We start from the raw sequence: 23782 nt of genomic DNA, 5'->3' as shown, positions 1-23782 counted from the left end.
CCTGACAGAAACAAGAACGCGCGCCAAGGGTATGACGCGCGTTTGTCCACAGGGAAATGATGGGGCTGTGGATTATTGCTGCAAACACAGCTCAAGCCAGGCGGCGCCCAGATCCTTTTTGCGCACGTCGCGCATCTTTTGTTCGTAGACCCAAGGCGCGATCAACGGGATGGCAGCATTGTAATTTTCGGGCCAAGTCGGGCTGGTTTCGGCAACTGCCTGGGGCACGTTGCGCTCTTTTACACGGTCCAGCCGTGCCTTCTGGATCGCCGCAACAACGTCTGCCTGATATTGGCAGCTTTGCTCTTTGGTCTCTTCCGCAGCTAATGGGGTAGCCAGCAAAGCGGCTGCAATGGCGATACGCAACATAGAAAACTCCGGTAATCGATTCTGTCGCTGCAGCTTACCTGTCGCAGGCACGGCCCGCCATTACCGTTTTCGGCGTATCTACCGGGGTTGAGGCCGCCAGCCCTTATCGTAGGGGCAGCCTGACAAAGCCAGGCTGCCCCTGATTTCAAACCATCATAGCCCTTTGGCGCGATAGCTTTTGGACACACGGTCGATGGCCACAATATAGGCCGCCGTCCGCAGATCCTCGACATCATCACGGCTGTGCCAGACTTCGCGCATGGATTGATAGGCAATGCGCATCGTGTCATCGAGGCCCGAGCGCACCAGTTCCAACTCGTCCGCACCGCGAAGGTACTTGGCCTTAAAGTCCGGCGACATCGACCAGGCATCGCCTAGGTAACGATCCAGCCGCTCCAGTTCGCTGACGATCAACTCATGCCGCGCCTCTTCTTGACGGCGCTGCATACGGCCAAAGCGAATATGGCTGAGGTTCTTGACCCATTCGAAATAGGAAACCGTCACACCACCCGCGTTTGCGTACATGTCCGGAATGATCACCGTGCCCTTCTTGCGCAGAATCTCATCCGCACCGGCAGTAACCGGGCCATTCGCAGCCTCAATGATCAAAGGCGCTTTGATCCGATCTGCATTGGACAGGTTGATAACCGCTTCCAGAGCAGCCGGGATGAGGATATCGCATTCTTCTTCAAGAACTGCACCACCCTCGGCCGAGTGCGTCGCATCTGGATAGTCACTGACACCGCCATGCTTGACGATCCACTGGCGTACGGATTCCACGTCGATCCCGTCGGGATTATACAGCGCACCATCCCATTCGATGATGCCGACAATTCTGGATCCGTCCTCCTCGCTCAGGAACTTTGCGGCGTGATAGCCCACATTGCCCAGTCCCTGAACAATGATACGTTTCCCATCCAGCTTGCCGGACAACCCTGCCTTTTGCATGTCTTCCGGGTGGCGGAAGAACTCTCGCAGAGCGTATTGGATGCCACGGCCCGTTGCTTCGACCCGGCCGGCGATTCCGCCTGCATTCAGTGGTTTACCGGTCACACAGGCGCGCGCATTGATGTCCGTCGTGTTCATCCGGGCGTATTGGTCCGCCATCCACGCCATCTCACGCTCACCCGTTCCCATGTCGGGAGCGGGTACGTTTTGCGAGGGGTTGATCAGATCGCGCTTGGCCAGCTCATAGGCAAAGCGGCGGGTGATCTGCTCCAACTCGTGCTCTTCGTATTTACGGGGATCGATGCACAATCCCCCTTTTGATCCGCCAAAGGGCGTTTCGACCAGAGCACATTTGTAAGTCATCAGAGCGGCAAGCGCCTCGACCTCGTCCTGGTTCACAGCAAGGGCGTAACGAATACCGCCCTTTACAGGCTCCATATGCTCGGAATGAACCGAGCGGTAGCCGGTGAAAGTATGAATATCGCCGCGCAGGCGGACGCCGAACCGAACGGTGTAGGTGGCGTTGCAGACACGGATCTTTTCCTCAAGCCCCGGCGGCAGGTCCATCAGGGACGCCGCCCTGTTAAACATCAAATCTACACTTTCGCGAAAGCTTGGTTCATTAATGGCCGTCATTTAATCCTCCGTGCCGACGAACGACGAGCGTTCTGACGTTTTGTCGCACCCATTGCCTAAACGATCAATAATTAAGCAACAATAAAACCCGAAATCGTCATTAAGGCGCTCAGACCGGGCTGAGTCGCGCGCTGGGCTCAACACCTGAATAATTGTCGCCCGACCGAAAACAGAGGTGAAAAAGTCGTTCAATTATCTACGGTTCCAGCCCAAAGTTGCCATAACTCTGGCGCTACCGCCCAATTCACGCCACGATTCGCCGTTAGTTTTCATACGTTAACTTTTCCTTAGCAGCGTCGGATATCTGCTCAGCGAGGTCGGCTAGATGAAAATGCGCGTATTTAAGTGCAACACCAAGAATTATGAGAACGCAGCCGCGGCTGCTCGTCGTTTTTCACACGACGAGGATGGTGGCGCATTCATTATCTTCATTGTGGTTGGGTTTCTGCTCATATTTGCGACAGCGGGAATTGGCGTAGATATTATGAATTTTGAACGCGATAGAGCGAGCCTCCAGGGCACTCTGGACCGCGCGGTTCTGGCAGCAGCCAACGTGAAACAAAAACTCCCGCCGGCGGAAGTGGTCAAATCCTACATTGAGAAATCCGACGTCCACGGCGAGCTTACGGAAGAACCTGACGTTGATGACAATCCGGAACTTGGATCAAGAAAAGTCACAGCAAAAGCCAAAGTCGACGTCCCAACGCACTTCATGTGGTTTTTTGGTTATCCACAACTGACAGCTTCAGTCACGAGCGTTGCGGAAGAGGCCATTGGATCGCTCGAAATCACGATGGTTCTGGATATCTCCGGTTCGATGGGCTGGGATTCTGCAACGCCGGGTAAAACAAAGATGGAGGCCCTTCAGGAGTCCGCCATACAGTTCGTGGATACAATCTACCAAGGGGAAGACCCGAACAAGATTTCGATCTCGATCGTACCTTACAACAACCAGGTGAACGCCGGAAAGAATATTCTGGATCAAATGCCGGGGGTTACGACCGAACACGACTATTCCCATTGCGTGAATTTCGAAGATACCACTGCCGAAGATCAATTCAAAGAAGCTGGGATCAATCCGAACGATAGCCTCAATCGCGCGGCGCATTTCGACCGCTCTGGCAAAGGCGACAGATATGATCGAGAAGCCCACACCTCTTCAGTCTGCCCCACCCGAGTCGGCAGTTCCATCACACCGGTGACCAACATCGTCTCGGACCTGCACGACCAGATCAACGCAATGTCCGCCGGCGGAAACACGTCGATTGACATTGGAGTTAAATGGGGTGCGGCACTGCTGGACCCCCAGTTCCAGCCCGTAATAAGCAGATTGTCTAGTCAGAACGCCAACTCAAGCGTAGTAATCGATCCAAACACCGGACTCGACGCGGACGGCAACGAACCTAAGAAGGTTGTTCCACCAACCTTTAGTAACCGTCCACTGGCATATGAATCCAATGTCAAAAAGATCATGATTGTCATGACAGACGGGGAGAACACCAGCAATTGGATTTTGGACGAGGACTTGCGCGACGGATTGTCGGATGTTTGGTACAATCCCAGCACAAGTACTCAAAAGGAATATAGGAACTGCCGCGAGTACTATGACTGGGACGACGGATTATGGATTAAATACGACTGCGCCAGAACGCTTACTCGCTCCGGTGAATACAGTGTTCAAATCTCGGAAAACCCACCCGAGTATTTATATACCCGACGCGGAACAAGAGGGCACTCGGAACCATTTAATGAAGAAGGTGAATCTGTACGCCTGACTTACCCGGAACTTTGGAATCGTGTGAACTTGGACTGGAACGCCGAGTATAACTATGCATTCGAATACCAGCGCACTCGAGACTGGTACAACAATGCCTTCAAAACGATTGGTGGTGGAACCAAAGACACGCGGGTGGGTGATATTTGTGGCGCGATCAAGGCAAAGAATGTTGATGTCTATGGCATTGCTTTCGAAGCTCCGGAAGCAGGTGCTACTGTCATCGAAAATTGTTCCAGCGGCGATGGCTTCTTTTTCAAAGTCCAAAATGGCGGCAATTTGGGTGATGATCTTACGCTTCCGCAAGTCTTTGAATCTATTGCCCTCGCAATCAAACAACTGAGACTGACACAATGATCCGTAAAATTCTGAAAAATGCGGTTAGGTTCAAACGAACAGAGCACGGTTCAGTAACGGTTGAGTTCGCCTTATGGTTCCCTCTCTACATGTTTTTCATTCTGGGAGTCATCGACTATTCGATGGTGTCGATTCAGAAAGCGATGCTGGATCGATCGATGGATCTTGTCGTGCGCGACATTCGCCTTGGGATCAATTTGCCAGATACCGAGCATGAAACGATCAAGGATGCTATCTGCGAGCATATGGTTGTAATGCCAGCATGCTCTAACAACCTGCTATTGGAGATGTTTGTTCAGAATCCGCGTGGCAATATGGATTTTCCGATCGAGCCCACCTGCGTTGACAGAGAGGAAGAGGTTCAACCTGTTACCGAGTTCCAAAACGGCGGATCCAACGCATTGATGATCATGCGCGCCTGCGTAAAGTTTGATCCGATTATCCCAACGACAGCAATGGGTCGGGCTGTGTCAGGTGAAGATGGTCTGGTCATGCTCACGGCGACAACTACCTTTGTTCAGGAGCCTTAATATGACGCGCACCATTTCACGCATCCGTCACTTAATTGGCACGTTTGCGGGCAAAGAGAACGGCAACCTATCCTTGGAAAGCGCTCTGATAATCCCAATGCTCGTATGGAGTGTCACGCTTACATATACTTATTTTGATGGCTTTGTCGAAAGCACCGCAAACCTGAAAGCCGCGTACACAGTAAGCGACCTGATTTCACGTGAGGGCGAGGATTCGATTACCGATACCTACGCGGAATCTATGTATTTGGTTTACAACCGTATGGTAACCGACAACTCACCCCTAAAAATGCGTTTGTCGGTTGTTCAGTATCTTGCCGAAGACCCAGACGCCGGTACGGAAGAGCGCTATAGGGTAGAGTGGTCGACAGCTTGCGGGTTTGAGGGCAACTGGACCAATGACAACCTTGATCCGTTGATTGAAAAGCTTCCGGCGATGGCTGATTTGGACACTTTGATAATTGTTGAAACATCGAAAGATTACGTTCCAATTCTGAAAACCGGTTGGCTGGACAGAGATCACACTTTCAGTAACTTTATTTTCACGCGCCCGCGTTTTGTTCCACTAGTCAAAGGGAACGTTTCAGATCAGTTCTGTTAGCGGGATGTAGCAGTGGGTGTAGCAACTGGAGCATAAATTTGGTTTCGGCGGCTGTGGTCAGGCCGCCGATGCCAACACGGCGCCCCAATCGCCACCACAGTCCCGGTGCCCAGCTGTTTCCTGCGCTTTCCGTAGTCTTCAACAAAAATCCATTTGACGGCTTGAACGCAAACACCCCCTGATCGATCGACTCGATATCTTCGACACGCGCAATCACTTGCCCTGAACCGGTCCGCAATTCAGTCTCGGTCAGCTCGATCCAGTCACTGGTGGCTTGCCACATGCGATAGGCCAGCCAGAACGCCGCCACACCAACGACAAGTAAAAAGACCAGCCAGGCCGGTTCCGGTGGCGTGGTCAAAGCGACATAGATGACCAGCACACCCACGGTCGATAGCATCCCCACCCCTATCCAACGTCTGGATGATGAAGGCCGGACCGTGGCCAGAATTTCTTGTTGCATTGACGTCCCCTGCTCTGCTCGGTCCGGGTTTATCCGCTTTGTCTGCCGAAAAACAGAGGGAAGCCGACTATGGAATTGCGCACAGCACCCGTGTTTGCACGCAAATTGACGCATATCGCCTACAGCATACATGATCCCCACAAATTCAGGAGGCCATCATGTCCCTAAGACCAACATTGGAGACCCGCAAAGCCATGCCAACCATGGAAGGCGCAGGCGTCAAATTGCACCGGGCCTTTGGATTTCAGGACCCGTCCGAGCTAGACCCGTTCCTGCTGTTCGACGACTTCCGCAATGATCACCCCAAGGATTATCAGGCAGGCTTCCCCTGGCATCCGCATCGCGGCATCGAAACCATCACTTATGTCCTGTCCGGCTCGGTCGAGCATGCGGATTCGCTGGGCAACACCGGCACTTTGGGCGCAGGCGATGTTCAGTGGATGACCGCCGGGTCCGGAATCCTGCATCAGGAAATGCCCAAGGGAAACGGTGCGGGCCAAATGCACGGTTTCCAGCTGTGGGGCAATCTGCCGTCAGATCAAAAGATGACAGCCCCCCGCTATCAGGATGTCCAAAGCAAAGAGATCCCCGAGGTCATTGATGATGACGGCACCACTGTGCGTGTTATTGTTGGTGAGTTCTGGGGCAAAACCGGCCCGGTAGACGGTATTGCCGCCGACCCGCAGTACTTGGATGTTCAGGTTCCGGCCGGTGTGAGAAAGACCTTTCGCATCGACACCTACCGCCGGGCGTTTGCCTATGTGTTCCAAGGACAGGCGGCCTTTGCCGATGCATCACAACCTACCGGCGTGCTTTTGGAAAAAGAAGTCGCGGGACAAGAGGTCAACATCCGTGATCTGTCCGGTGACCGCACTCTGGTTCGGTTTGGCACCGGTGATGAGGTCACGGTTCAAGCTGGTCCGGAAGGTGTCCGGTTTCTGTTGATCACCGGCGCGCCCATTGATGAGCCTGTCGCATGGCATGGTCCAATTGTCATGAACACGCGTGCCGAACTGGAACTGGCGTTCAAAGAACTCCGCAATGGCACATTCATCCGCGCCGCGCACTGATTAAACAAAGTTGGTCAGGCGGTTACGGCGCGTCTGACCATATCCCAATAAACCTGCTCTACTTCGTCCAGCGACAAGCGTCCGCCTGCACGATACCAGGTCATCACGCCGTTCAGCATGGCGATCACGGCCAGGGTCGCGATTTTGGTATCGGCAACCGAGAAGAGCCCAGACTTCTGCCCATCCTGCAAGATGGCTTCAAGCGAATCCTCATAAGCCCGGCGCAGGCCTTCGATTTCCGAGAAGTTTTCGGGCGTGAGGTTGCGCAGCTCCATATAGGCAATAAAGACTTCATCCGGTCGCTCCATATGAAACCGAATGTGAAAGCCGACAAAGCGGCGTAGCGCGGTCTCGGCATCGGCGGTTTTTTCAAGTTCACCATAAGCAGCCAACAGATCCCGCATGTGATCCTGCATCAGGCGAAACAGCAGGCTTTGCTTGTCAGGTGTGTAGTTGTACAGCGCCCCCGCCTGCACACCCACATCTTTTGCGATCTGGCGCATGGATACAGCGGCATAGCCATGTCGGGCAAACAGCCCCAGCGCTGCTTTTCGAATGCGCGGGCCGGTGATATCGGAGTGTGAGCCTTGGGTACGTGCCATACCGCCACCGTATATGAACAAGCGTTCATATAGAACCCCGCTTGAACGACCGCCGCAAAAGGTGCATCACGGGGGCAGTCTCCATTGAAAGGGTTCGGTATGAAGCCCCTGCCACTTTTGGTTCTGCTTCTGACTTGCGCAGCCTGCACGGACTTCCCGGAATTGGAAGGACGCGAACAGCCGAATGTGCGCTCGGCCTCGTACCCGAAGCTGGTCCCACTTCAGGACATTCTCGGCCCGCCGATAGATCCCGTGAACGAAGCGGCCGAGGTTGAAGAAGACCTGACCGCGCGCCGCGAAGCGCTGGCCAAAAGGGCCGAAGCGCTGCAAAACGCGCAAACCAACTGACCTTTCGCGTTTCAACCGACTGTTACCGCTGTCTCGGATTGCGCCTCGACGCCGAACCCGTTAAGGCACCAATGAACGGGCAAACAGCCCGAAACCAAGGACATTCGAGCGGAAAGGAACCCACGGGATGACACAGGCGCTGCGGCTGGGAATTGCGGGCTTGGGAACGGTTGGCGTGGGTGTCGTGCGGATCGTTCGCCGCCATGCCGACCTGCTGCAGGCGCGTACAGGTCGCGCGATCGAAATCACAGCTGTTTCTGCGCGCGACGCAAACAAAGACCGTGGCGTGAACCTGTCGGAATATGCATGGGAGACTGATCCCGTCGCTCTGGCGCAGCGCGACGATGTCGATATTTTTGTCGAACTTATGGGCGGCGAAAACGGCCCCGCCAAAGCATCTGTCGAGGCCGCGTTGGCCGCTGGCAAGGATGTGGTGACCGCGAACAAGGCTTTGTTGGCCATTCACGGTCAGGAACTGGCTGAAAAAGCCGAGGCCGCAGGCCGTGTAATCCGGTTTGAGGCCGCCGTAGCAGGCGGTATCCCCGTGATCAAATCCCTGACCGAGGGGCTGGCCGGGAACGAGATCACCCGCGTCATGGGCGTGATGAACGGCACCTGCAACTATATCCTGACGCGGATGCAATCGCAGGAACTAGGGTATAACGCGCTGTTCGAAGAATGTGCCGAACTGGGCTACCTCGAGGCTGACCCGAACCTGGACGTGGGCGGCATCGACGCGGCGCACAAGCTGGCGCTGTTGTCCTCGATCGCGTTTGGCACCAAACCGAATTTCGACGGCATCCAGATCGAAGGCATCCAGCATATCAGTCTGGATGACATTCATCAGGCAGCCGACATGGGCTATCGTATCAAGTTGCTGGGTGTCGCTCAGCGCTCGGCACGCGGTCTGGAACAGCGGATGCAGCCCTGCCTTGTACCCAGCGGCTCGCCCTTGGGTCAGCTGGAAGGCGGCACGAATATGGTCGTCATCGAAGGCGACGCAGTCGATCAGGTCGTGCTGCGCGGCCCCGGTGCAGGCGAAGGTCCAACGGCAAGCGCCGTGATGGGCGACGTCTGCGATCTGGCGCGGGGGTTGCAAATCCCGACCTTTGGCCGCCCTGCAGAAACGTTGGAAGACGCAAAACCCGCTATTACCGGCCTGCCCGCCCCCTACTATCTGCGCCTCGCGCTGTTCGACAAACCCGGTGCGCTGGCCAAAGTAGCCGCCATTCTGGGTGACGCGGGCGTCTCGATCGACCGGATGCGCCAGTACGGGCACACCGAAGCCACCGCGCCGGTTCTGATTGTGACCCACAAAACCACGCGGGCCACTTTGGATGTCGCTTTGGAAGGGCTTCGCGCGACCGATGTCGTGTCGGGGGAACCCGTCGCATTGCGGATTGAAGAGGTTTGACCCTTGCGGCCTGCACAAAACGCAGGCTATGCCCGATGAAACGCCTTTATTGACCTGAGGATACGAAAAATGAGCGCTGCCAAAATCGATTTCAACGACCGCCTGTTGTCTCTGGGCCTTGCACGGGTTGCAGAGCAGGCCGCACTTGCCTCGGCCTCGCTGGTCGGACGTGGTGACGAAAAGGCTGCGGATCAGGCGGCTGTAAACGCGATGCGCGAACAGCTGAATCTGCTGGACATTGCCGGCGTGGTTGTCATCGGCGAAGGCGAGCGTGACGAAGCACCGATGCTGTATATTGGCGAAGAGGTCGGCACCGGAAACGGCCCCGGTGTGGATATCGCACTGGACCCGCTTGAGGGCACGACTCTGACCGCCAAGGACATGCCGAACGCGCTGACCGTGATCGCGATGGGCCCGCGCGGCTCGATGCTGCACGCACCCGATGTTTATATGGACAAGCTGGCCATTGGTCCGGGCTTTCCGGAAGGCGTCGTGAACCTCGACATGAGCCCACGCGAGCGTGTTGAAGCGTTGGCCAATGCCAAAGGCTGCAAGCCTGCCGACATCACCGTCTGCATTCTGGAGCGTCCCCGCCACGAAGCGATGATCGCTGAAGTGCGCGAAACCGGCGCCTCGATCCGCCTGATCACCGATGGTGATGTGGCCGGCGTGATGCACTGTGCCGAAAGCGAAGAGACCGGCATCGATATGTACATGGGGCAAGGCGGAGCACCCGAGGGCGTTCTGGCCGCTGCCGCGCTGAAATGCATGGGTGGGCAGATCTTTGGCCGCCTGCTGTTCCGCAATGATGACGAGCGTGGTCGTGCCGCCAAGGCGGGTATCACCGATCTGGACCGCGTTTATTCTCGCGATGAGATGGTGACCGCAGACGTGATCTTTGCCGCAACTGGCGTGACCGGTGGCTCTTTGCTGCCGCGGATCAAACGCCAGCCGGGTTGGGTTGAAACCACCACCCTGCTGATGCGTTCCAAAACCGGTTCGGTGCGCCGCATGTCCTACCGCACGCCAACCTGGCCGCACGACAACGCGTGATGGCTTGCACCTTTGCCTTTGGCAGAGGTTTCGATAGATACAATGAGGCCGGACCCGAGAGGGTCCGGCCTTAGCATATGAGAGGCAGGCATGAGCTTTTTAGGGGTTGAGCAGTCACTGACCGGGCGGCGTTGGATCGGACCGGAGGCCGAGGTCGAACGGGCCACGGAAATGCTGGTGCAACAGTCCGGGCTGCCACGTGCGCTATGTCAGGTTCTGGCACGGCGCGGAGTGCCACCCATGGAAGCCGAAAGCTTTCTTGAACCAAAGCTGAAGGAATTGCTGCCCGATCCCCGGTCCATGAAAGATATGGAGACCGCCGCAACGCGGTTTTTGGAAGCTGTCCGAAACAAGCAGCGGATCGCGGTTTTTGCCGATTACGACGTCGATGGGGGCAGTTCGGCGGCTTTGTTGCTTGTCTGGATGCGTCAGATGGGGCTGCAAGCCACGCTGTATGTGCCAGATCGAATTGATGAGGGTTATGGGCCGAACGTGCCTGCAATGCAGGAACTGGCGGCTGCGCATGACCTAATCATCTGCGTGGATTGCGGAACGCTTAGCCATGAACCTATCGCGGCGGCAAAAGGCGCGGATGTCATTGTGCTGGACCACCACCTTGGTGGTGAAACGCTGCCCGATTGCGTGGCGGTCGTGAACCCAAACCGGCAGGATGAGAGCGGTGATTTGGGGTATTTCTGCGCTGCCGGCGTGGTGTTCCTGATGCTGGTTGAGGCCGGGCGGCAACTGCGTGAGGCTGAGGTTAAGGGTCCCGACCTGATCGGGCTGCTGGATCTTGTGGCATTGGCAACCGTTGCAGACGTGGCCCCGCTGATTGACGCGAACCGGGCGCTGGTGCGGCAAGGCCTTAAGGTCATGGCACAGAGGCAACGACCAGGGTTAGTGGCGCTGTCGGATGTGGCGCGTATGGATTCAGCCCCTACCAGCTATCACCTGGGTTTTCTTCTGGGTCCGCGCGTCAATGCGGGCGGGCGGATCGGTCAGGCCGATCTGGGCGCGCGACTGCTGAGCACGGACTCGATGACCGAAGCTGAAGCGCTGTCTCAAAGGTTGGATGAGTTGAACACCGAGCGTCGTGATATCGAAAACGCGGTACGAGCGGCAGCACTGGAACAAGCCGAGGAACGCGGCTTGGACGCTCCTCTGGTTTGGGCGGCGGGCGAAGGATGGCATCCCGGTGTCGTCGGCATCGTAGCATCCCGCCTCAAGGAAAACGCCAACAGGCCCGCCATTGTCATCGGCTTTGACGGTGATGAAGGCAAGGGTTCAGGGCGGTCGGTATCGGGTGTTGATCTGGGGGCATCAATTCAACGGTTGGCGGCCGAGGGACTTTTGGTCAAAGGCGGCGGGCACAAGATGGCCGCAGGGCTGACCGTTATGCGCGATCAGTTGGAACCGGCCATGGAACGCCTCAGCGAGTTGTTGGCCAAACAAGGCGCGGGCAAAGGCGGTCCTGCGGACATGAAGTTAGACGGCGCCCTTATGCCGGGCGCTGCTTCGGTCGATCTGATCGAACAGATTGAAAAAGCCGGTCCTTTCGGGGCCAGCGCCCCTGCCCCGCGCTATGCGTTGCCGGACCTGCAGGTGCGCTTTGCCAAGCGTGTCGGCGAATCGCATCTGAAACTGTCGCTGTCCGACGGGGTTGGTGGTGGCCTTGATGCCATTGCCTTTGGTGCTTTTGACGGACCGATGGGTGAAAAGCTGTCCAACCATGGCGGCGCGCGCTTTCATTTCGCCGGACGGCTTGAGGTGAACACATGGGGTGGACGGCAAAGCGTTCAGCTGAGACTGGAGGACGCGGCAGAGGCAAACTGAGCCCATTTCCAGCCTTGCCAAAAAAGTTTCGCATCCCTGCATTTTTCGGCTTGCGGGGGTCAGAGGTAAACCGTAAAAGGCCCTCCACAAGCCAGCGTGGCCCGTTCGTCTATCGGTTAGGACGCCAGGTTTTCAACCTGGAAAGAGGGGTTCGATTCCCCTACGGGCTACCACTTGTGCTAATGCCACTACCAGATGGCCCGTTCGTCTATCGGTTAGGACGCCAGGTTTTCAACCTGGAAAGAGGGGTTCGATTCCCCTACGGGCTACCATTTCCCTGACCTACACTCCAAATTTTTCGCGGCTCAGGTCCTGTATCTGTCCCCACAGCGACTTGAATTCCGGCGTGTTTTCCGCGGCGTAGTGGAAGTTCTTCATCAGACCTGTGAGCTGGGTGAACACCTGACGCACTTCACCCTTATCTTCGAATTCCGCAGTTGATTGCGTAACATCATAGATCAGCTTGAACGTCATCTTCTGACGCTCCAGCGGGACGGTTGCGTCGACTTTGTCAAAGGCATCCTGCTGTAGGTACACCATGTCCACGAACAGCGCTTTTTGCTGCGTGACGAAGTCCTCGATGGTGACACCTTCTTCGCCGGTCACCTGCATCATCTGGTCGACCTGTTCGCCTTTTTCAATCAGGGCCAGCAGATCGCGCACCTTGCCTGTCCAACCGGGCTCAGCGTTCTTGTCGTACCAATCCGAGAGCTGATCGGTGTATCGCGACCAGCTAAGCATTGGGTCAACCGCAGGATAGAACCGTTTATAAGCCCGTTCCGAGGACAGCCCCAGAAAGCACTTCACGGTAGACAACGTGGACTGCGTCACAGGCTCGTCAAAATTGCCACCCGCTGGTGAAACCGTACCGATCAGCGTCAGACTACCCAGATTGCCATCATTGGTCTTCATCGCCCCTGCGCGCTCGTACAGGCCCTTGATCGAGCTTTCCAGATAGGCAGGAAAACCCTCTTCACCCGGAATTTCCTCCAGCTTGCCGGAAGTCTCGCGCATGGCCTGCGCCCAGCGGCTGGTGCTGTCAGCGATCAACAGCACGTCATAGCCCATCTGGCGGTAATACTCGCCCAGGGTGATGCCGGTGAAGATCGAAGCCTCACGTGCCGCTACAGGCATGGAAGAGGTGTTACAGATGATAATTGTCCGGTCCATCAGACTGCCGCCCGACATCGGGTCGGTCATCTTGGGGAATTCGTGGATCGTTTCCACCACCTCGCCCGCACGCTCACCGCAGGCCACCACGATCACGATATCCACTTTGGAGTTCCGCGCGATCAGGTTTTGCAGCACGGTTTTGCCCGCACCGAACGGGCCGGGAATACAGGCCGTGCCACCGCGCGCTATGGGGAAGAACGTGTCGATCAGGCGTTGCGAGGTCAGCACGGGTTCAGTCGGGTACAGGCGTTCAGACGAGGCACGTTTCAGGATGGTTTCGGGCAACGGTCGTCGTACCGGCCACTTTTGGCACAAGGTCAGCGTGTGCTCCCCACCCTGCTCGTCTTCAAGACGCGCGACAATCTCGTGGATCGAGGCTGCACCTTTCTGTACCCACACAACATTGTAGTCGCCGACCCAGTTGAAAGGCAGCATGATTTTGTGGGTAAACCGGCCTTCGGGAACAGTACCGATGCTGTCGCCGGCCTTGACCATATCGCCAACTTTGACTGTGGGAGTGAAAGACCATTTTGCCTGATCATCCAGCGGCGCCACATCCGCCCCGCGCGGCAGGAAAGTCCCGAACTCGGCCGCAACCTTGGTCAAAGGCGATTGCAGGCCGTCAAAGACCTGCCCCAAAAGCCCCGGCCCAAGTTCGACCGAAAGCAGCTGTCCTGACTGTTCAACCGGATCACCAAACGCTACGCCGTCCGTGCTTTCGTAGACCTGAACGTCGGCAGTATCGCCGCGCACGCGCAGCACCTCAGCCTTTAGGCGTTCCTGACGCCCGCCCGGGCCCGGACGGGTAGGAAGGATGAACACGACCTCGTTCTTGACCAGTTGTCCCGGAACGCCGGCGGCGTCTTGGTTGGCCTGAATTTTCACAAGCCCTTCCTGGACAGAGACGACGCGGGCGGTTGCGGTTTGAACCGAAGATGTTTGGGCAGTCATGCGCTTACTCTTTCAAAATCGAAATCTGCGACATTGCTCATGGCTTGCTGGGCTAGCTTCTCAAATCTTGCGGCCGCATTCTGCGCGTTGCTTTGCGCCCAGCGATCGAAAATGTTCCAGATCAAGACATAGATGGCCACGGCCTCAAAATCGAACAGGTGACGGGCGGCGTGTCGTTTCAATTGCTTATGGCTGACTGACAGCAGCAGTCGTTCCAGACCCAAGGGGTCCTCGGCCTCAAGCAGCTGGCGTGCTTCCTTGATCCACGGCATCGCCGTGGACAGACGGAAATCCGGGTCACCCCAATTGGCGGGGATGTGACGGTTCCAACGTCCACACCCATACGCACCGGACGGCGGATTGCCACCCTGCCCGCGCAGGCGCAGTGCTGCAAAAACAGCACGCAGGTCCATCCGTTCAAGGAACAGGCGGCGCAAGGATGGTTGCGGGATTTCGGCCAACGCGTGTTTGCACCTCAATACAGCCTGCGCGTCAGTGACATCCATGTCATATGCGCTCCAATTCAGAGCATGCTCCATAACCTTCAGAACCTTAGCGTCCTCGGGCGTCAGCACCTTAAGGCGACGATCCAGCCGCAGCCGCGACAGCGGAGGTTGTTTGGCCACGAACAACCGCTCAGAGCCTGGCAGGCTGCTGATCAGGGCGATATAGGCGTCTTGGTCAGACATCTCAGCGGATCACACCTTCCAGCACGGCGCGAAACCGGGGCTGCAGATGCTCCATCAGCAACGAGGCGACCGCCTTGTCTGTTAGATCAAGTACAACGCCCTGATCTTCGGCCCGCACGCGGATACCGCCCTGCGCGTCATCCGATGCATGCAGCTCTACCTGTTCACGCAACATGTCGGCTGTCAGGCCGAGGACGAATTTAGTCAGCTTACCGGATTGAATGTCATCGGCGTTCTGCTTGATGTCTTCTTGCGTTGCGACTTTGGCGGGCAGAATGACCTGCACCTTGCCATCCAGGTTGACGCCTTCGGATTCGCGGCCGACGACCTCCAAAATCATCTGTTTCAGCAGGCCCGGCTCAGCCATTTCCTTGGTCACCAGACGTTCGACATCTTCGCGAAAGCGGTCGGTCAATCCACCCTTCATGGTCAAAACCGCATCACGCATGGCGGTATTCAGCGCCTCTTCCCCCGCCGCGCGGTATTTGTCGGAATCGCTGCGCGCCATTTTCTGATAGTCGTCCGCTTCGCGTTTCGCGTCAGCCAAGATTTTGGCGGCTTCGGCCTTGGCCTCTGTCCGCAGTTTTTCAGCGTCAGCCTGACCAGCCGCCACGCCATCATTGCGCAGCTTGTCGATCAGGGCATCCACGCCATGAGAAATCATGCCATCCTGTGCCATCAACTGATCCCCGCGCTTATCACCAGGGCAAAGACAAAGGCGAACACGCCAAACCCTTCGATGATCGCTGCCGGTGCAAGCGCCAGGCCAAAGATCTCAGGCTTTTCCTTGGTGGCATTGATCGCCGCAGCACAGGCCCGGCCCTGCCAAATCCCGCAATACATCAAAGCGATACCGGACAGGATACCGATCCCGAACAAGCCGCCCGCGTTTTCAGGCGTTACCTCGCGGTTCAGGGTAAACATAATGACGATGCCATAAATCACCATCGTCGAAGGAAAGGCCGAAACGCCGACAAAGCGACCATAGCCGCCGTCGGTTTCCGTCATGGCCCCAATACTGGCCATGCCAGCGATTGAGCATCCGACGGCGCTGGCGGCGGCGCCCAGCGCCATGGGCGCGTAGATGCCAATCCAACCCAATGTCAATACAAGCTCATTCATTCCTGAACCTCCTTGCGGGCGAACGGGCGAAAGACAATGCCTTCATCCGGCAGACCCCATTTAAAGAATTCGATGTAATTGAGACGCAAACCGTGGACGACGCCGCTCATCATGGCGAGCGCGAAGTTGAGAATGTGGCCGATGATCAGGATCAGCAGGGCGAACAGAACGCCCAGACCTTTGAGCGAATGCATGACTGAAACCGCCAGATCGTTGAACGTGATCGCCAGTGAGGCCGAGGCCAGACCCAACGCAAACAGGCGCATGTAGCTTAGCACGTCTCCAAATGCGCCCATGGCCCCGGCAAGGCTTTGCAGCCCTTCGATCAGACGCCAAACCCAGTCGGTTGGTTTCTTGATTATCCGCTCGCTTGAGAACCAGACGATGGCCAGAACCCCGATCCCTATCAAGGCCGCGCCCGGCACCGGAGAGTTACCCTTCATGTAGCTGAGCCACAGAACGAACCCGCCAATCAGCGCAGCGATCCAGCCCAGATTGGCGATGGCCTTCGGGTGCCCCCATGCCGCCCGTGCGGCAAGCGCATTGGCCAGTACCAAATGCAAAACGCCAACGACAATCGAGACCAACATCATCGCACCGAAATTGTTCAGGTCGAGCAATTTGAGCTTGGACCAGAACGACCCCTCGGCTGGCGACACGCCGAAAAAGCTACCGACCAGGACGCCGTACAGGATTGTTGCGCTGGAAATGATCACACCAAAGCGTCGCCAGGATCGTTCACCCGGTGTTGCATCAAGCCGCTTCCAGAATAGTAAAAGGCCCAACAGGATAATCGCGCCGTATCCCGCGTCGGCTACGATCATTGCGAAGAAGACCGCAAATGAAACGGCGACGATGACACTGGGGTCCCAGTCCTTGTAACCCGGCACTTGATAAAACAGCGCCAAGTCCACGGCAGCACTGCGCTTTTCTGGTTGTTCCAACAAAGTAGGCGGGCTGTCTTCGGGGCCGGGTTCTTCGATCAGTACGGCAGCGTCCTTGGCGATTGCCATGTCCAGAACCGCATCTATACGATCCTCGGGCACCCAGCCCTGAAGGGCAAATATCGCCTCTTCGTCGCGAACCTTTTGCGTGGCATGGGCCAGCTCGGCCGCGCTTTCGGCAACCGAAAGGTTCCGGCGCATCAGTGCTAGGTATCGGGTTTGCGCAACGCGTTCAGCCTCAAGCGCTTCGATGGCGATCTCAGCCTCTTCCAGTTGCGCCTCAAGCTCGTGAATGGGCAGCGATCCTGTGTGCGTGCGCGGAACTGGCAGGATATCGTCATCCGGCTCATCCGGGTCGATCAGTACGGCATAGATGAACCTATGGTCCTGCTCGAGTATGGCCCAGGGCATATCCAGGGCCTCCAACGCATCGCGATACTTCAGTGGCAGTTGATAAAACCACAACCGGTTCCCCGCCAAAACATCGTCTGGTGGAAAATCCAGGTCACCCCAGGGGCGAACCTGCGCGATCCGGTTGGCCAGAAAATCCCTTTGGTCCGTCATGTCACGGGTCCGTTGCATCAGGTCCAGCACATCCTTGACGAACTGCTCCATGTCAAAACCGGGGTCGCGCTGTATCTGGCGGCGCGGTTCGGGCACGTCATGCAGGAATCGCAACGCCTTATAGGCGTCCCGCGCACCGCGCTCGCTGATCTTTTCCGGTTCAGAGGGCGGCGGGGCCAGCGGCAGGACGTGCATGCATCCCAATTCCTGCAGCGCCTCAAGCGTTTCGGTCTTTTGATCTGCTCGCCCGACCAGTGACAGTTTCTTGAGCCTCGCGACACTCACGACACAGCCTCCTGCGCATGCTTGCGTTTCGAGATTTTCGAACGGACTACAGCCTGCATCTGCTCATCGCTCAGATAGATACGGATTTTCTTGATGTTGGCCCTGGCGCGCGGGATCAGGACCTTTTCAAACAGGTTGACACGCTGGGTGATTGTGGCCACGGCCTTATCGAATATCTTCACCCGCTCTTCCGCCACATTAACCCGAAGACGCGCCTCGATCATATCGTGCAGCAGTCGGGCTGCGGCATCGACCCAGTGGGGCTTGGCCAGATAGGAGTACGGGCGCACCGTGACCTCGATCCGGTCCAGCGCAGGCATCTTGACCCCCACGACGTTGACCTCTTTGACTTTGTAGTCTTTCAGCTCGACTAACTCGTCCAGATCGACGCCCTGCTGCGCCAGCATCGGCAGCTTTTTCCCAACCCTTTGTGCCAGCTCCTGCACCTCATCCTGAAGGCGCTGCACATCTTCGCGCGCCTTGGCGCGCTCGGCCATCAACTGCTGACGCTTGAGGTCCAGCGACGGCAAGAACCGTTCATAGCTTTTCAGCTGCGTCTGCTCGCGTGCGAGCGACGATTTATTCAGCTGCAACCGCGCCATCGGCATCCTTTGGGAAATACTTGTCGATCAGGGTTTGCTTCATCAGCAATTGCTCGGGCGCGAAGCACTCCGCCAGAGTTTTCCAGCCCAGATCCAGCGCATCTTCGAGCGGGATCGAAACGTTGATGTCCATGAAGCGCGCTTTGAACAAAGCACCGAACTTCAGCAACTGGTGGTCATAGTCCGAAAGGTCGAACGCCATCGCCTGTTTCTGCGCGGCGTCTCGGCTTTCGGAATAGAACCGGATCATGGTGTTCATGATCTGACTGTGGTCCTCACGCGTGGTTTTGCCGATCACGTTCTGCTTGAGTCGCGACAGGCTGCCGAACGGGTCAATCACGCCCGAGTGCAAATAGATTTGCCCCTCGGTGATATAACCCGTGTTATCCGGCACAGGATGGGTCACGTCATTACCGGGCATCGTCGTCACGGTCAGCACAGTAACCGATCCGCCCTTGGCATAATCACAGGCCTTTTCGTACCGACGGGCTAATTGGGAATAGAGGTCACCCATATAGCCACGCTGCGACGGTACGCGTTCCTGGCTGATCCCGACCTCTTTCATCGCATCAGCATAGGCGGTCATATCGGTCAGCAAGACCAGAACGCGCTTTCCTTCTTCCACCGCGAATTTTTCGGCCACGGCCAGCGCCATATCGGGTACCAGCAGCCGTTCGACCAGCGGATCCATCGCCTGATTGACGAACATCACCGTTCGGGAAAACACGCCCGCATCCTCGAAGGACGTCCTGAAGGTAAAGTAGTCGTCAAAGATCAGCCCCAGCCCGCCAAACACCACGATATCCGCGTCCGCCTGAATACCAATCCTGCTGAGGAACGCGTTGAAAGGCTCACCCGAGACCGAAAAAATCGGGATTTTCTGACTTTCGACCAACGTGTTGAACACATCGATCATCGGCACATCCGTTCGGATCATCTTGTTGGGAACGGCGCGTTCTGCCGGGTTCACGGTCGGCCCACCGATATCCACGCGCGGCTCAGACGACAGGTCAGGTCCACCATCAATAGATACACCCGCGCCGTCAAAAACGCGGCCCAATATGTTCTGTGAATATGGCGTCTGCATCGGGTGGCCCAGAAACGTCGCCGTCGCCTCGGTCGAGATGCCCTTGGTGCCGGAAAACACCTGCAGGGTGACAACGTCCCGGTCAATGAAAATCGCCTGCGCCAGTGTCTTGTGGCCGTCCACGGTTTCGATCACGGCCAGATCGTTGAAACGCACCGCTGCGTCGGTCGATCCGTCCAGAGGCACCCTGACTTTTATTGTGTCTCCGACAATCTCAAGAACACGCGTGTATTTCAAAAGACTTCCGGACATTGCTCATCCTCGGTCGTTAAAGGTGTTTTTTGAAATCAACGCCCCGTAATAACTTGGCGTTTTTTGCAATCGTAAGCTCAGCTTACAACGAATTCATGAATTGACAAATGAGGTTGTCTTAGTTGCGGCAAAGGAGACAAATGTCGCTTTTGTTGACCAAAAACCGATGGTGTTTTAACGCCCAGGGATGGTTCACCACCCCCTGCGCCCAAACAGGGATTGCAGCCGGCTTTGTCCGGCAAATGGATCAACCTCTGTTGGTGCAGTCAGGCCCGAGACAACGCCGCGCACCATTACCCAGCAGATTGCAGCAAATATCACACCGCCCAGCGCCTGCCCCAACAACACCCCCGGAGCGCCAGCCAAATAAGCCCCGGCGACCGCAAAGGGCCACGTGCCCAGCGTATGTCGCCCCCAGTTAACCCACGTGGAATAAATGGGATAGCCAAGGTTGTTGAAGCTGGCATTCGCAACAAAGATCACACCGTTGAAGAACGACGCCAGGGCCAGCGGCCCGCAGAACAGATAGATCAGCGCCCGCGTCTCGCCTTGGGCCTGAAACAAGTCGGCGATGGGTGCACGCAGGACGAACAGCACCGCCGCCATCAGAACCACATAGACGGCAGTAAATTTCACGCCCGCCAGAAATGCGCCCTTCACCCGATCATACTGCCCTGCCCCAAAGTTCTGCCCCACGATCGGGCCTATGGCCCCGGACAGCGCAAACACGACGGAAAAGGCAACAGGCATCAGCCGTCCTATTACGGCCATGCCTGCCACGGCATCGGTGCCAAACTGCGCAACCTCACGGATCACGATGGCGTTGCCGACCGGCGTGGCGACATTGGTCAGAACCGCCGGTATCGCAATCGCCCGCACCGGCTGGAGGTCTTCCCTCAAGTGCCTCAGCGACGGTCGCGCAAATCCACGGTGCACGCGCACGGCGGGCCGGACCGCTGCCATCAGCATACAGATACGCGCAATGACCGAGGCAATCGCCGCCCCGTCTAGGCCAAGACCAACAGCAAAGATCAGGATCGGATCCAAAATTGCGTTTGCCAGCCCGCCGTAAATCGTAGCCTGCATGGACCGGCGCGCATCACCATGCGCACGCAACACAGCCATACCCGTCATTGCCGCAGCCATCACCCACATGGTCGGCAGAATGATGCTGACATACCGTGCGGCCAATTGCAGAACCTCACCCTGCGCGCCCAGCAAAGACAGCAGAAACTTGATATTAATCATGACTATGGCAGACACAATCAATCCCATCAAAATACCAAGAAGGGCAACGCTGGTTCCGAATTGCCGGGCTTTTTCGGGCCGCCCGGCCCCCAACTCGCGGGCGACAAGAGCCCCGGCTGCGATGGACAGCCCCACATTGATCGAGTTGGTGAAAAACAAAAGCGTGCCCGCATAGCCGACCGCTGCGGCCAACGCGTCGTTGCCCAGCATCGAGATGAACACCATGTCCACGAAATCCACGGCAAAGATTGCCATAAGACCAATGCTGGTGGTCAGCGACATTCGGGTCACATGCCGCATCAAACTGCCGGTCAAAAAGACAGCCATGCCCTTGGATTGTTGTGTCATTGGCTGGTCCGTCCCTTTGCCCTCACAAGCAATCTGCCCGTGATGGGCACCAGTCAGCAACCTCAAACTGGTGCCATGCGCGACGAATACAGCCCTACCATTTTTGGCAATCCGCAATTTGCACCGCTGCGATGATGTTGCAGTACGAAAATCCTTGCCGTTTTGGATATCGGCATCCAGCGTTGCGTCCAATGGTGGCTCGCACTAGGCATTCTACGTCAACGGGTTTCGCCGGAAATGCCTGATCGATGCGCAGGTCATCGTTCTCAACGAACTGGGCAAACTCACCCATCCCGGCGTGTACGGCCTTTTCGACACCGAAGTTCGCGCTGTGTATATCGAGGGCGGGCACGCAAGTGGCGGCCGTGCGAAACGGTCGATGGTGGTGAGGTACTCAGAGCGCGAGTACTGCCAAGCGAGGCACCAGCCTTCACTGGACGCAGGTCCCAAGGTAGAAAAATCAGTACCAAAACTCGCTCAATACATTATAAGAAATGAATATACTGAATTTACGATATTGATTAGCACGACAACCTGGGGAGGATTCAATGCTTCGACTTACAACCTGTTTGATCTCTTTGCTGACACTACCAGCGCTTGCTTGGGCAGACGCGGTCCCCAGCAAAGAGGCGGCCGAAGGCACCTTTGCCGACCGCCCATATTCGCCCTACGCCAACCGATCATTTCCCGAACGGCCACTCTGGGGTGACACGCACCTGCACACCGGTTTGTCGCTGGATGCGGGCGCATTCGGAAACACCTTACTTCCTGATGAGGCATGGCGGTTCGCAAAGGGGGAACAGGTTATTTCGTCGACCGGTCAACCTGTCAGACTGGCACGCCCCCTGGATTGGATGGTGCTGACGGATCATACTGATTTGATGGGCTTCGCCCCGGACCTGCAGGCCGGTAAACCTGGCGTTATTGGTGACCCAAAAGGCTTGGAGTGGTACGAAGGTTACATGGCGGGTGGTGAAGAAGCCGGGAAAGCGGCCTTCGACATTATTACAAATTTCTCTCAAATGACCCTGCCGGAAATCCTACTTGAGTCATACAGCCCGGGCGCGGACGCATTCGCATTTACATGGGAAAACATCGTTATGGCAGCGGAACGGCATAACGACCCCGGCAATTTCACCGCCTTTATTGGGTTTGAATGGACGTCCGTTCCCAAGGGATTCAACCTGCACCGCAACGTCATGCTGCGCGACGGTCCGATTCGTGCACTGCAGGTCGTGCCACCTGTGACTCAGCCTCCTTACGGCGACACCGACCCCAAGGCGCTATATGCGTGGCTTGAAGAGTATCAGGGTAAAACCGGTGGTCGCGCAGTTGCTTTTGCACATAACGGCAACCTGTCAAATGGCTGGATGTTCCCCACTGAGGATACTTATCACGGCGGCAAGGTAGACGAAGAATACGTGCAGAACCGCGCCAAGTGGGAGCCGCATTATGAGGTCACCCAAATCAAGGGCGACGGAGAAGCACACCCCTTCCTAAGCCCGGAAGACGAATTTGCGGACTATGAAAACTGGGACGTCGGCAACCTCGACATTACCGAGCTGAAAACAGAGGACATGCTGGCCGGTGAATATGCCAGAGAAGCCTTGAAGCGTGGCCTGATGCTGGAAGAAAAGTTCGGGGTGAACCCTTATAAGTTCGGAATGGGTGGGGCAACAGACAGCCACACATCGCTGGCAACAGCTGAAGAGGACAACTTTTTCGGAAAATCCGTCAGCGTTGAACCGTCGGCCACAAGAATCCAGCACCCCTTCATCGCCAATGATCTTGGCGAAATCCCCGGCGACCTTCTTGTCGCATCTGGTTACACTGCCGTCTGGGCCACCGAGAACACGCGTTCGGCGATCTTTGATGCTTTTAAACGGCGTGAAACCTATGCCACGACTGGTCCTCGGATCGGTCTGCGGTTCTTTGGTGGATGGGAATTTGACGAAGCAGATCTTGAGACCCGGTTCCTTGCGGACGTTGGCTACACCAAAGGCGTTCCGATGGGCTCGGACTTACGCCCTAACGAAGGTGATGGAGCGCCTTCATTCCTGATCGCTGCGCTACGCGATCCGGTTGGGGCCAATCTGGACCGGGTACAGGTCGTAAAAGGGTGGCTCGATGGCGAAGGAGAGTTGCACGAGAAAGTCTACGACGTTGCATGGTCGGATGACCGGGCTGCTGATGAAAACGGCAAAGTCCCGGCTGTCGGCAACACCGTCGATATCGAAACCGCCAGCTGGAGTAACACGATTGGAACCGCCGAGCTTGTGTCGGTTTGGGCCGATCCAGACTTTGATCCAAATGCGCGGGCCTTCTACTATGTCCGGGCGCTTGAAATCCCCACACCCCGTTGGGTCCTGTACGACAAGGTCCGGTTCGGTATTGAATTGCCGGAAGAGGCGCAGCTGATCCATCAAGAGCGCGCGTATTCGTCGCCGATCTGGTACACACCTAGCGAATAACCGAACAATACACTAAAGACATTGCCGGGCGGTCAACCCCGCCCGGCA

21 protein-coding genes and 2 tRNA genes are annotated in these 23782 nt (G+C 56.8%); 11 read left to right on the top strand and 12 right to left on the bottom strand.

The annotated features are described in order from the left end of the window. Window positions 1-72: 72 nt before the first annotated feature. Both AC2FIB_RS00845 and AC2FIB_RS00840 read right to left on the bottom strand, forming a co-directional pair. The gene (locus tag AC2FIB_RS00845) at window positions 73-369 is read right to left on the bottom strand and encodes a hypothetical protein (protein ID WP_496738824.1); all 297 of its coding nucleotides are present in this window, start codon (window positions 367-369) and stop codon (window positions 73-75) included. A gap of 153 nt (window positions 370-522) precedes the next feature. Beyond that, window positions 523-1953 (bottom strand): Glu/Leu/Phe/Val family dehydrogenase, encoded by a 1431-nt coding sequence (locus AC2FIB_RS00840; RefSeq protein ID WP_496704433.1) that lies wholly within the window; start codon window positions 1951-1953, stop codon window positions 523-525. Window positions 1954-2278: 325 nt separating this feature from the next. Here AC2FIB_RS00840 and AC2FIB_RS00835 point away from each other — a divergent pair, with 325 nt between their 5' ends. Genes AC2FIB_RS00835 through AC2FIB_RS00825 form a run of 3 tightly spaced genes read left to right on the top strand, consistent with a single transcriptional unit; the run spans window position 2279 to window position 5215 of the window. After that, window positions 2279-4084: a TadE/TadG family type IV pilus assembly protein gene (locus tag AC2FIB_RS00835; RefSeq protein ID WP_496732907.1), complete on the top strand. Its 1806-nt coding sequence runs from the start codon at window positions 2279-2281 to the stop codon at window positions 4082-4084. Beyond that, window positions 4081-4614: a TadE/TadG family type IV pilus assembly protein gene (locus AC2FIB_RS00830; RefSeq protein WP_496732906.1), complete on the top strand. Its 534-nt coding sequence runs from the start codon at window positions 4081-4083 to the stop codon at window positions 4612-4614. The genes AC2FIB_RS00835 and AC2FIB_RS00830 overlap by 4 nt, the downstream gene beginning before the upstream one ends. 1 nt (window position 4615) lies before the next feature. Next, window positions 4616-5215, top strand: a complete 600-nt coding sequence (locus tag AC2FIB_RS00825) for a TadE/TadG family type IV pilus assembly protein (protein WP_496732905.1) — start codon at window positions 4616-4618, stop codon at window positions 5213-5215. Here the strand turns inward: AC2FIB_RS00825 and AC2FIB_RS00820 are convergent. After that, on the bottom strand, window positions 5184-5678 hold the full coding sequence (locus AC2FIB_RS00820; RefSeq protein WP_496732904.1) for a hypothetical protein: 495 nt from the start codon (window positions 5676-5678) through the stop codon (window positions 5184-5186). The two genes, AC2FIB_RS00825 and AC2FIB_RS00820, sit on opposite strands and share 32 nt — an antisense overlap. Window positions 5679-5836: 158 nt before the next feature. On the opposite strand from AC2FIB_RS00820, the gene AC2FIB_RS00815 reads away from it, so the two are divergent. Next, on the top strand, window positions 5837-6748 hold the full coding sequence (locus AC2FIB_RS00815) for a pirin family protein (RefSeq protein WP_496732903.1): 912 nt from the start codon (window positions 5837-5839) through the stop codon (window positions 6746-6748). 14 nt (window positions 6749-6762) lie between these two features. On the opposite strand, the gene AC2FIB_RS00810 is transcribed toward AC2FIB_RS00815, so the two are convergent. Then, entirely contained in the window at window positions 6763-7350 is a 588-nt protein-coding gene (locus AC2FIB_RS00810; RefSeq protein ID WP_496841516.1) for a TetR/AcrR family transcriptional regulator, read from the bottom strand. A gap of 99 nt (window positions 7351-7449) precedes the next feature. On the opposite strand from AC2FIB_RS00810, the gene AC2FIB_RS00805 reads away from it, so the two are divergent. The 6 genes from AC2FIB_RS00805 (at window position 7450) to AC2FIB_RS00780 (ending at window position 12270) form a co-directional block, all read left to right on the top strand. Beyond that, window positions 7450-7698, top strand: coding sequence for a hypothetical protein (locus AC2FIB_RS00805; protein WP_496732901.1), 249 nt, complete (start codon window positions 7450-7452; stop codon window positions 7696-7698). 127 nt (window positions 7699-7825) lie between these two features. Then, window positions 7826-9112: a homoserine dehydrogenase gene (locus AC2FIB_RS00800; protein ID WP_496732900.1), complete on the top strand. Its 1287-nt coding sequence runs from the start codon at window positions 7826-7828 to the stop codon at window positions 9110-9112. 69 nt (window positions 9113-9181) lie between these two features. Further along, window positions 9182-10165 carry a class II fructose-bisphosphatase gene (glpX, locus tag AC2FIB_RS00795; RefSeq protein ID WP_058274789.1) on the top strand — a complete coding sequence of 328 codons (984 nt, stop codon included), beginning with the start codon at window positions 9182-9184 and terminating at the stop codon, window positions 10163-10165. A 90-nt stretch (window positions 10166-10255) separates the two neighbouring features. Further along, the gene (recJ, locus tag AC2FIB_RS00790; RefSeq protein ID WP_496732899.1) at window positions 10256-11998 is read left to right on the top strand and encodes a single-stranded-DNA-specific exonuclease RecJ; all 1743 of its coding nucleotides are present in this window, start codon (window positions 10256-10258) and stop codon (window positions 11996-11998) included. Window positions 11999-12096: 98 nt separating this feature from the next. Continuing rightward, a tRNA-Glu gene (locus tag AC2FIB_RS00785) sits at window positions 12097-12171 on the top strand. 24 nt (window positions 12172-12195) lie between these two features. Further along, window positions 12196-12270: transfer RNA gene (locus tag AC2FIB_RS00780), tRNA-Glu, on the top strand. Window positions 12271-12280: 10 nt separating this feature from the next. On the opposite strand, the gene AC2FIB_RS00775 is transcribed toward AC2FIB_RS00780, so the two are convergent. The 8 genes from AC2FIB_RS00775 to AC2FIB_RS00740 all read right to left on the bottom strand — a co-directional run bounded on the left by AC2FIB_RS00775 (window position 12281) and on the right by AC2FIB_RS00740 (window position 21263). Further along, window positions 12281-14122, bottom strand: coding sequence for a V-type ATP synthase subunit A (locus AC2FIB_RS00775; protein ID WP_496732898.1), 1842 nt, complete (start codon window positions 14120-14122; stop codon window positions 12281-12283). After that, entirely contained in the window at window positions 14119-14811 is a 693-nt protein-coding gene (locus AC2FIB_RS00770; RefSeq protein WP_496841513.1) for a hypothetical protein, read from the bottom strand. The genes AC2FIB_RS00775 and AC2FIB_RS00770 overlap by 4 nt, the downstream gene beginning before the upstream one ends. 1 nt (window position 14812) lies before the next feature. Next, complete coding sequence (locus AC2FIB_RS00765; protein ID WP_496732896.1) at window positions 14813-15490, bottom strand: hypothetical protein; 678 nt, start codon at window positions 15488-15490, stop codon at window positions 14813-14815. Next, window positions 15490-15933: an ATP synthase subunit C gene (locus tag AC2FIB_RS00760; RefSeq protein ID WP_496732895.1), complete on the bottom strand. Its 444-nt coding sequence runs from the start codon at window positions 15931-15933 to the stop codon at window positions 15490-15492. Before AC2FIB_RS00760 ends, AC2FIB_RS00765 begins: the two co-directional genes overlap by 1 nt. Next, window positions 15930-17726, bottom strand: a complete 1797-nt coding sequence (locus tag AC2FIB_RS00755) for a V-type ATP synthase subunit I (protein ID WP_496732894.1) — start codon at window positions 17724-17726, stop codon at window positions 15930-15932. The genes AC2FIB_RS00760 and AC2FIB_RS00755 overlap by 4 nt, the downstream gene beginning before the upstream one ends. Then, window positions 17723-18328 (bottom strand): V-type ATP synthase subunit D, encoded by a 606-nt coding sequence (locus AC2FIB_RS00750; protein ID WP_496841510.1) that lies wholly within the window; start codon window positions 18326-18328, stop codon window positions 17723-17725. The genes AC2FIB_RS00755 and AC2FIB_RS00750 overlap by 4 nt, the downstream gene beginning before the upstream one ends. Further along, complete coding sequence (locus AC2FIB_RS00745; protein WP_170558129.1) at window positions 18306-19667, bottom strand: V-type ATP synthase subunit B; 1362 nt, start codon at window positions 19665-19667, stop codon at window positions 18306-18308. The genes AC2FIB_RS00750 and AC2FIB_RS00745 overlap by 23 nt, the downstream gene beginning before the upstream one ends. Before the next feature lie 192 nt (window positions 19668-19859). Further along, entirely contained in the window at window positions 19860-21263 is a 1404-nt protein-coding gene (locus AC2FIB_RS00740; RefSeq protein WP_496732892.1) for an MATE family efflux transporter, read from the bottom strand. A gap of 548 nt (window positions 21264-21811) precedes the next feature. Here AC2FIB_RS00740 and AC2FIB_RS00735 point away from each other — a divergent pair. Further along, the gene (locus AC2FIB_RS00735) at window positions 21812-23734 is read left to right on the top strand and encodes a DUF3604 domain-containing protein (RefSeq protein WP_496732891.1); all 1923 of its coding nucleotides are present in this window, start codon (window positions 21812-21814) and stop codon (window positions 23732-23734) included. Window positions 23735-23782 lie beyond the last annotated feature (48 nt).

The organism is Ruegeria sp. YTSA072 (assembly GCF_059610285.1).
Note: the sequence above shows the minus strand (reverse complement) of the source record. Positions and strands in the feature narration are given on the sequence as shown.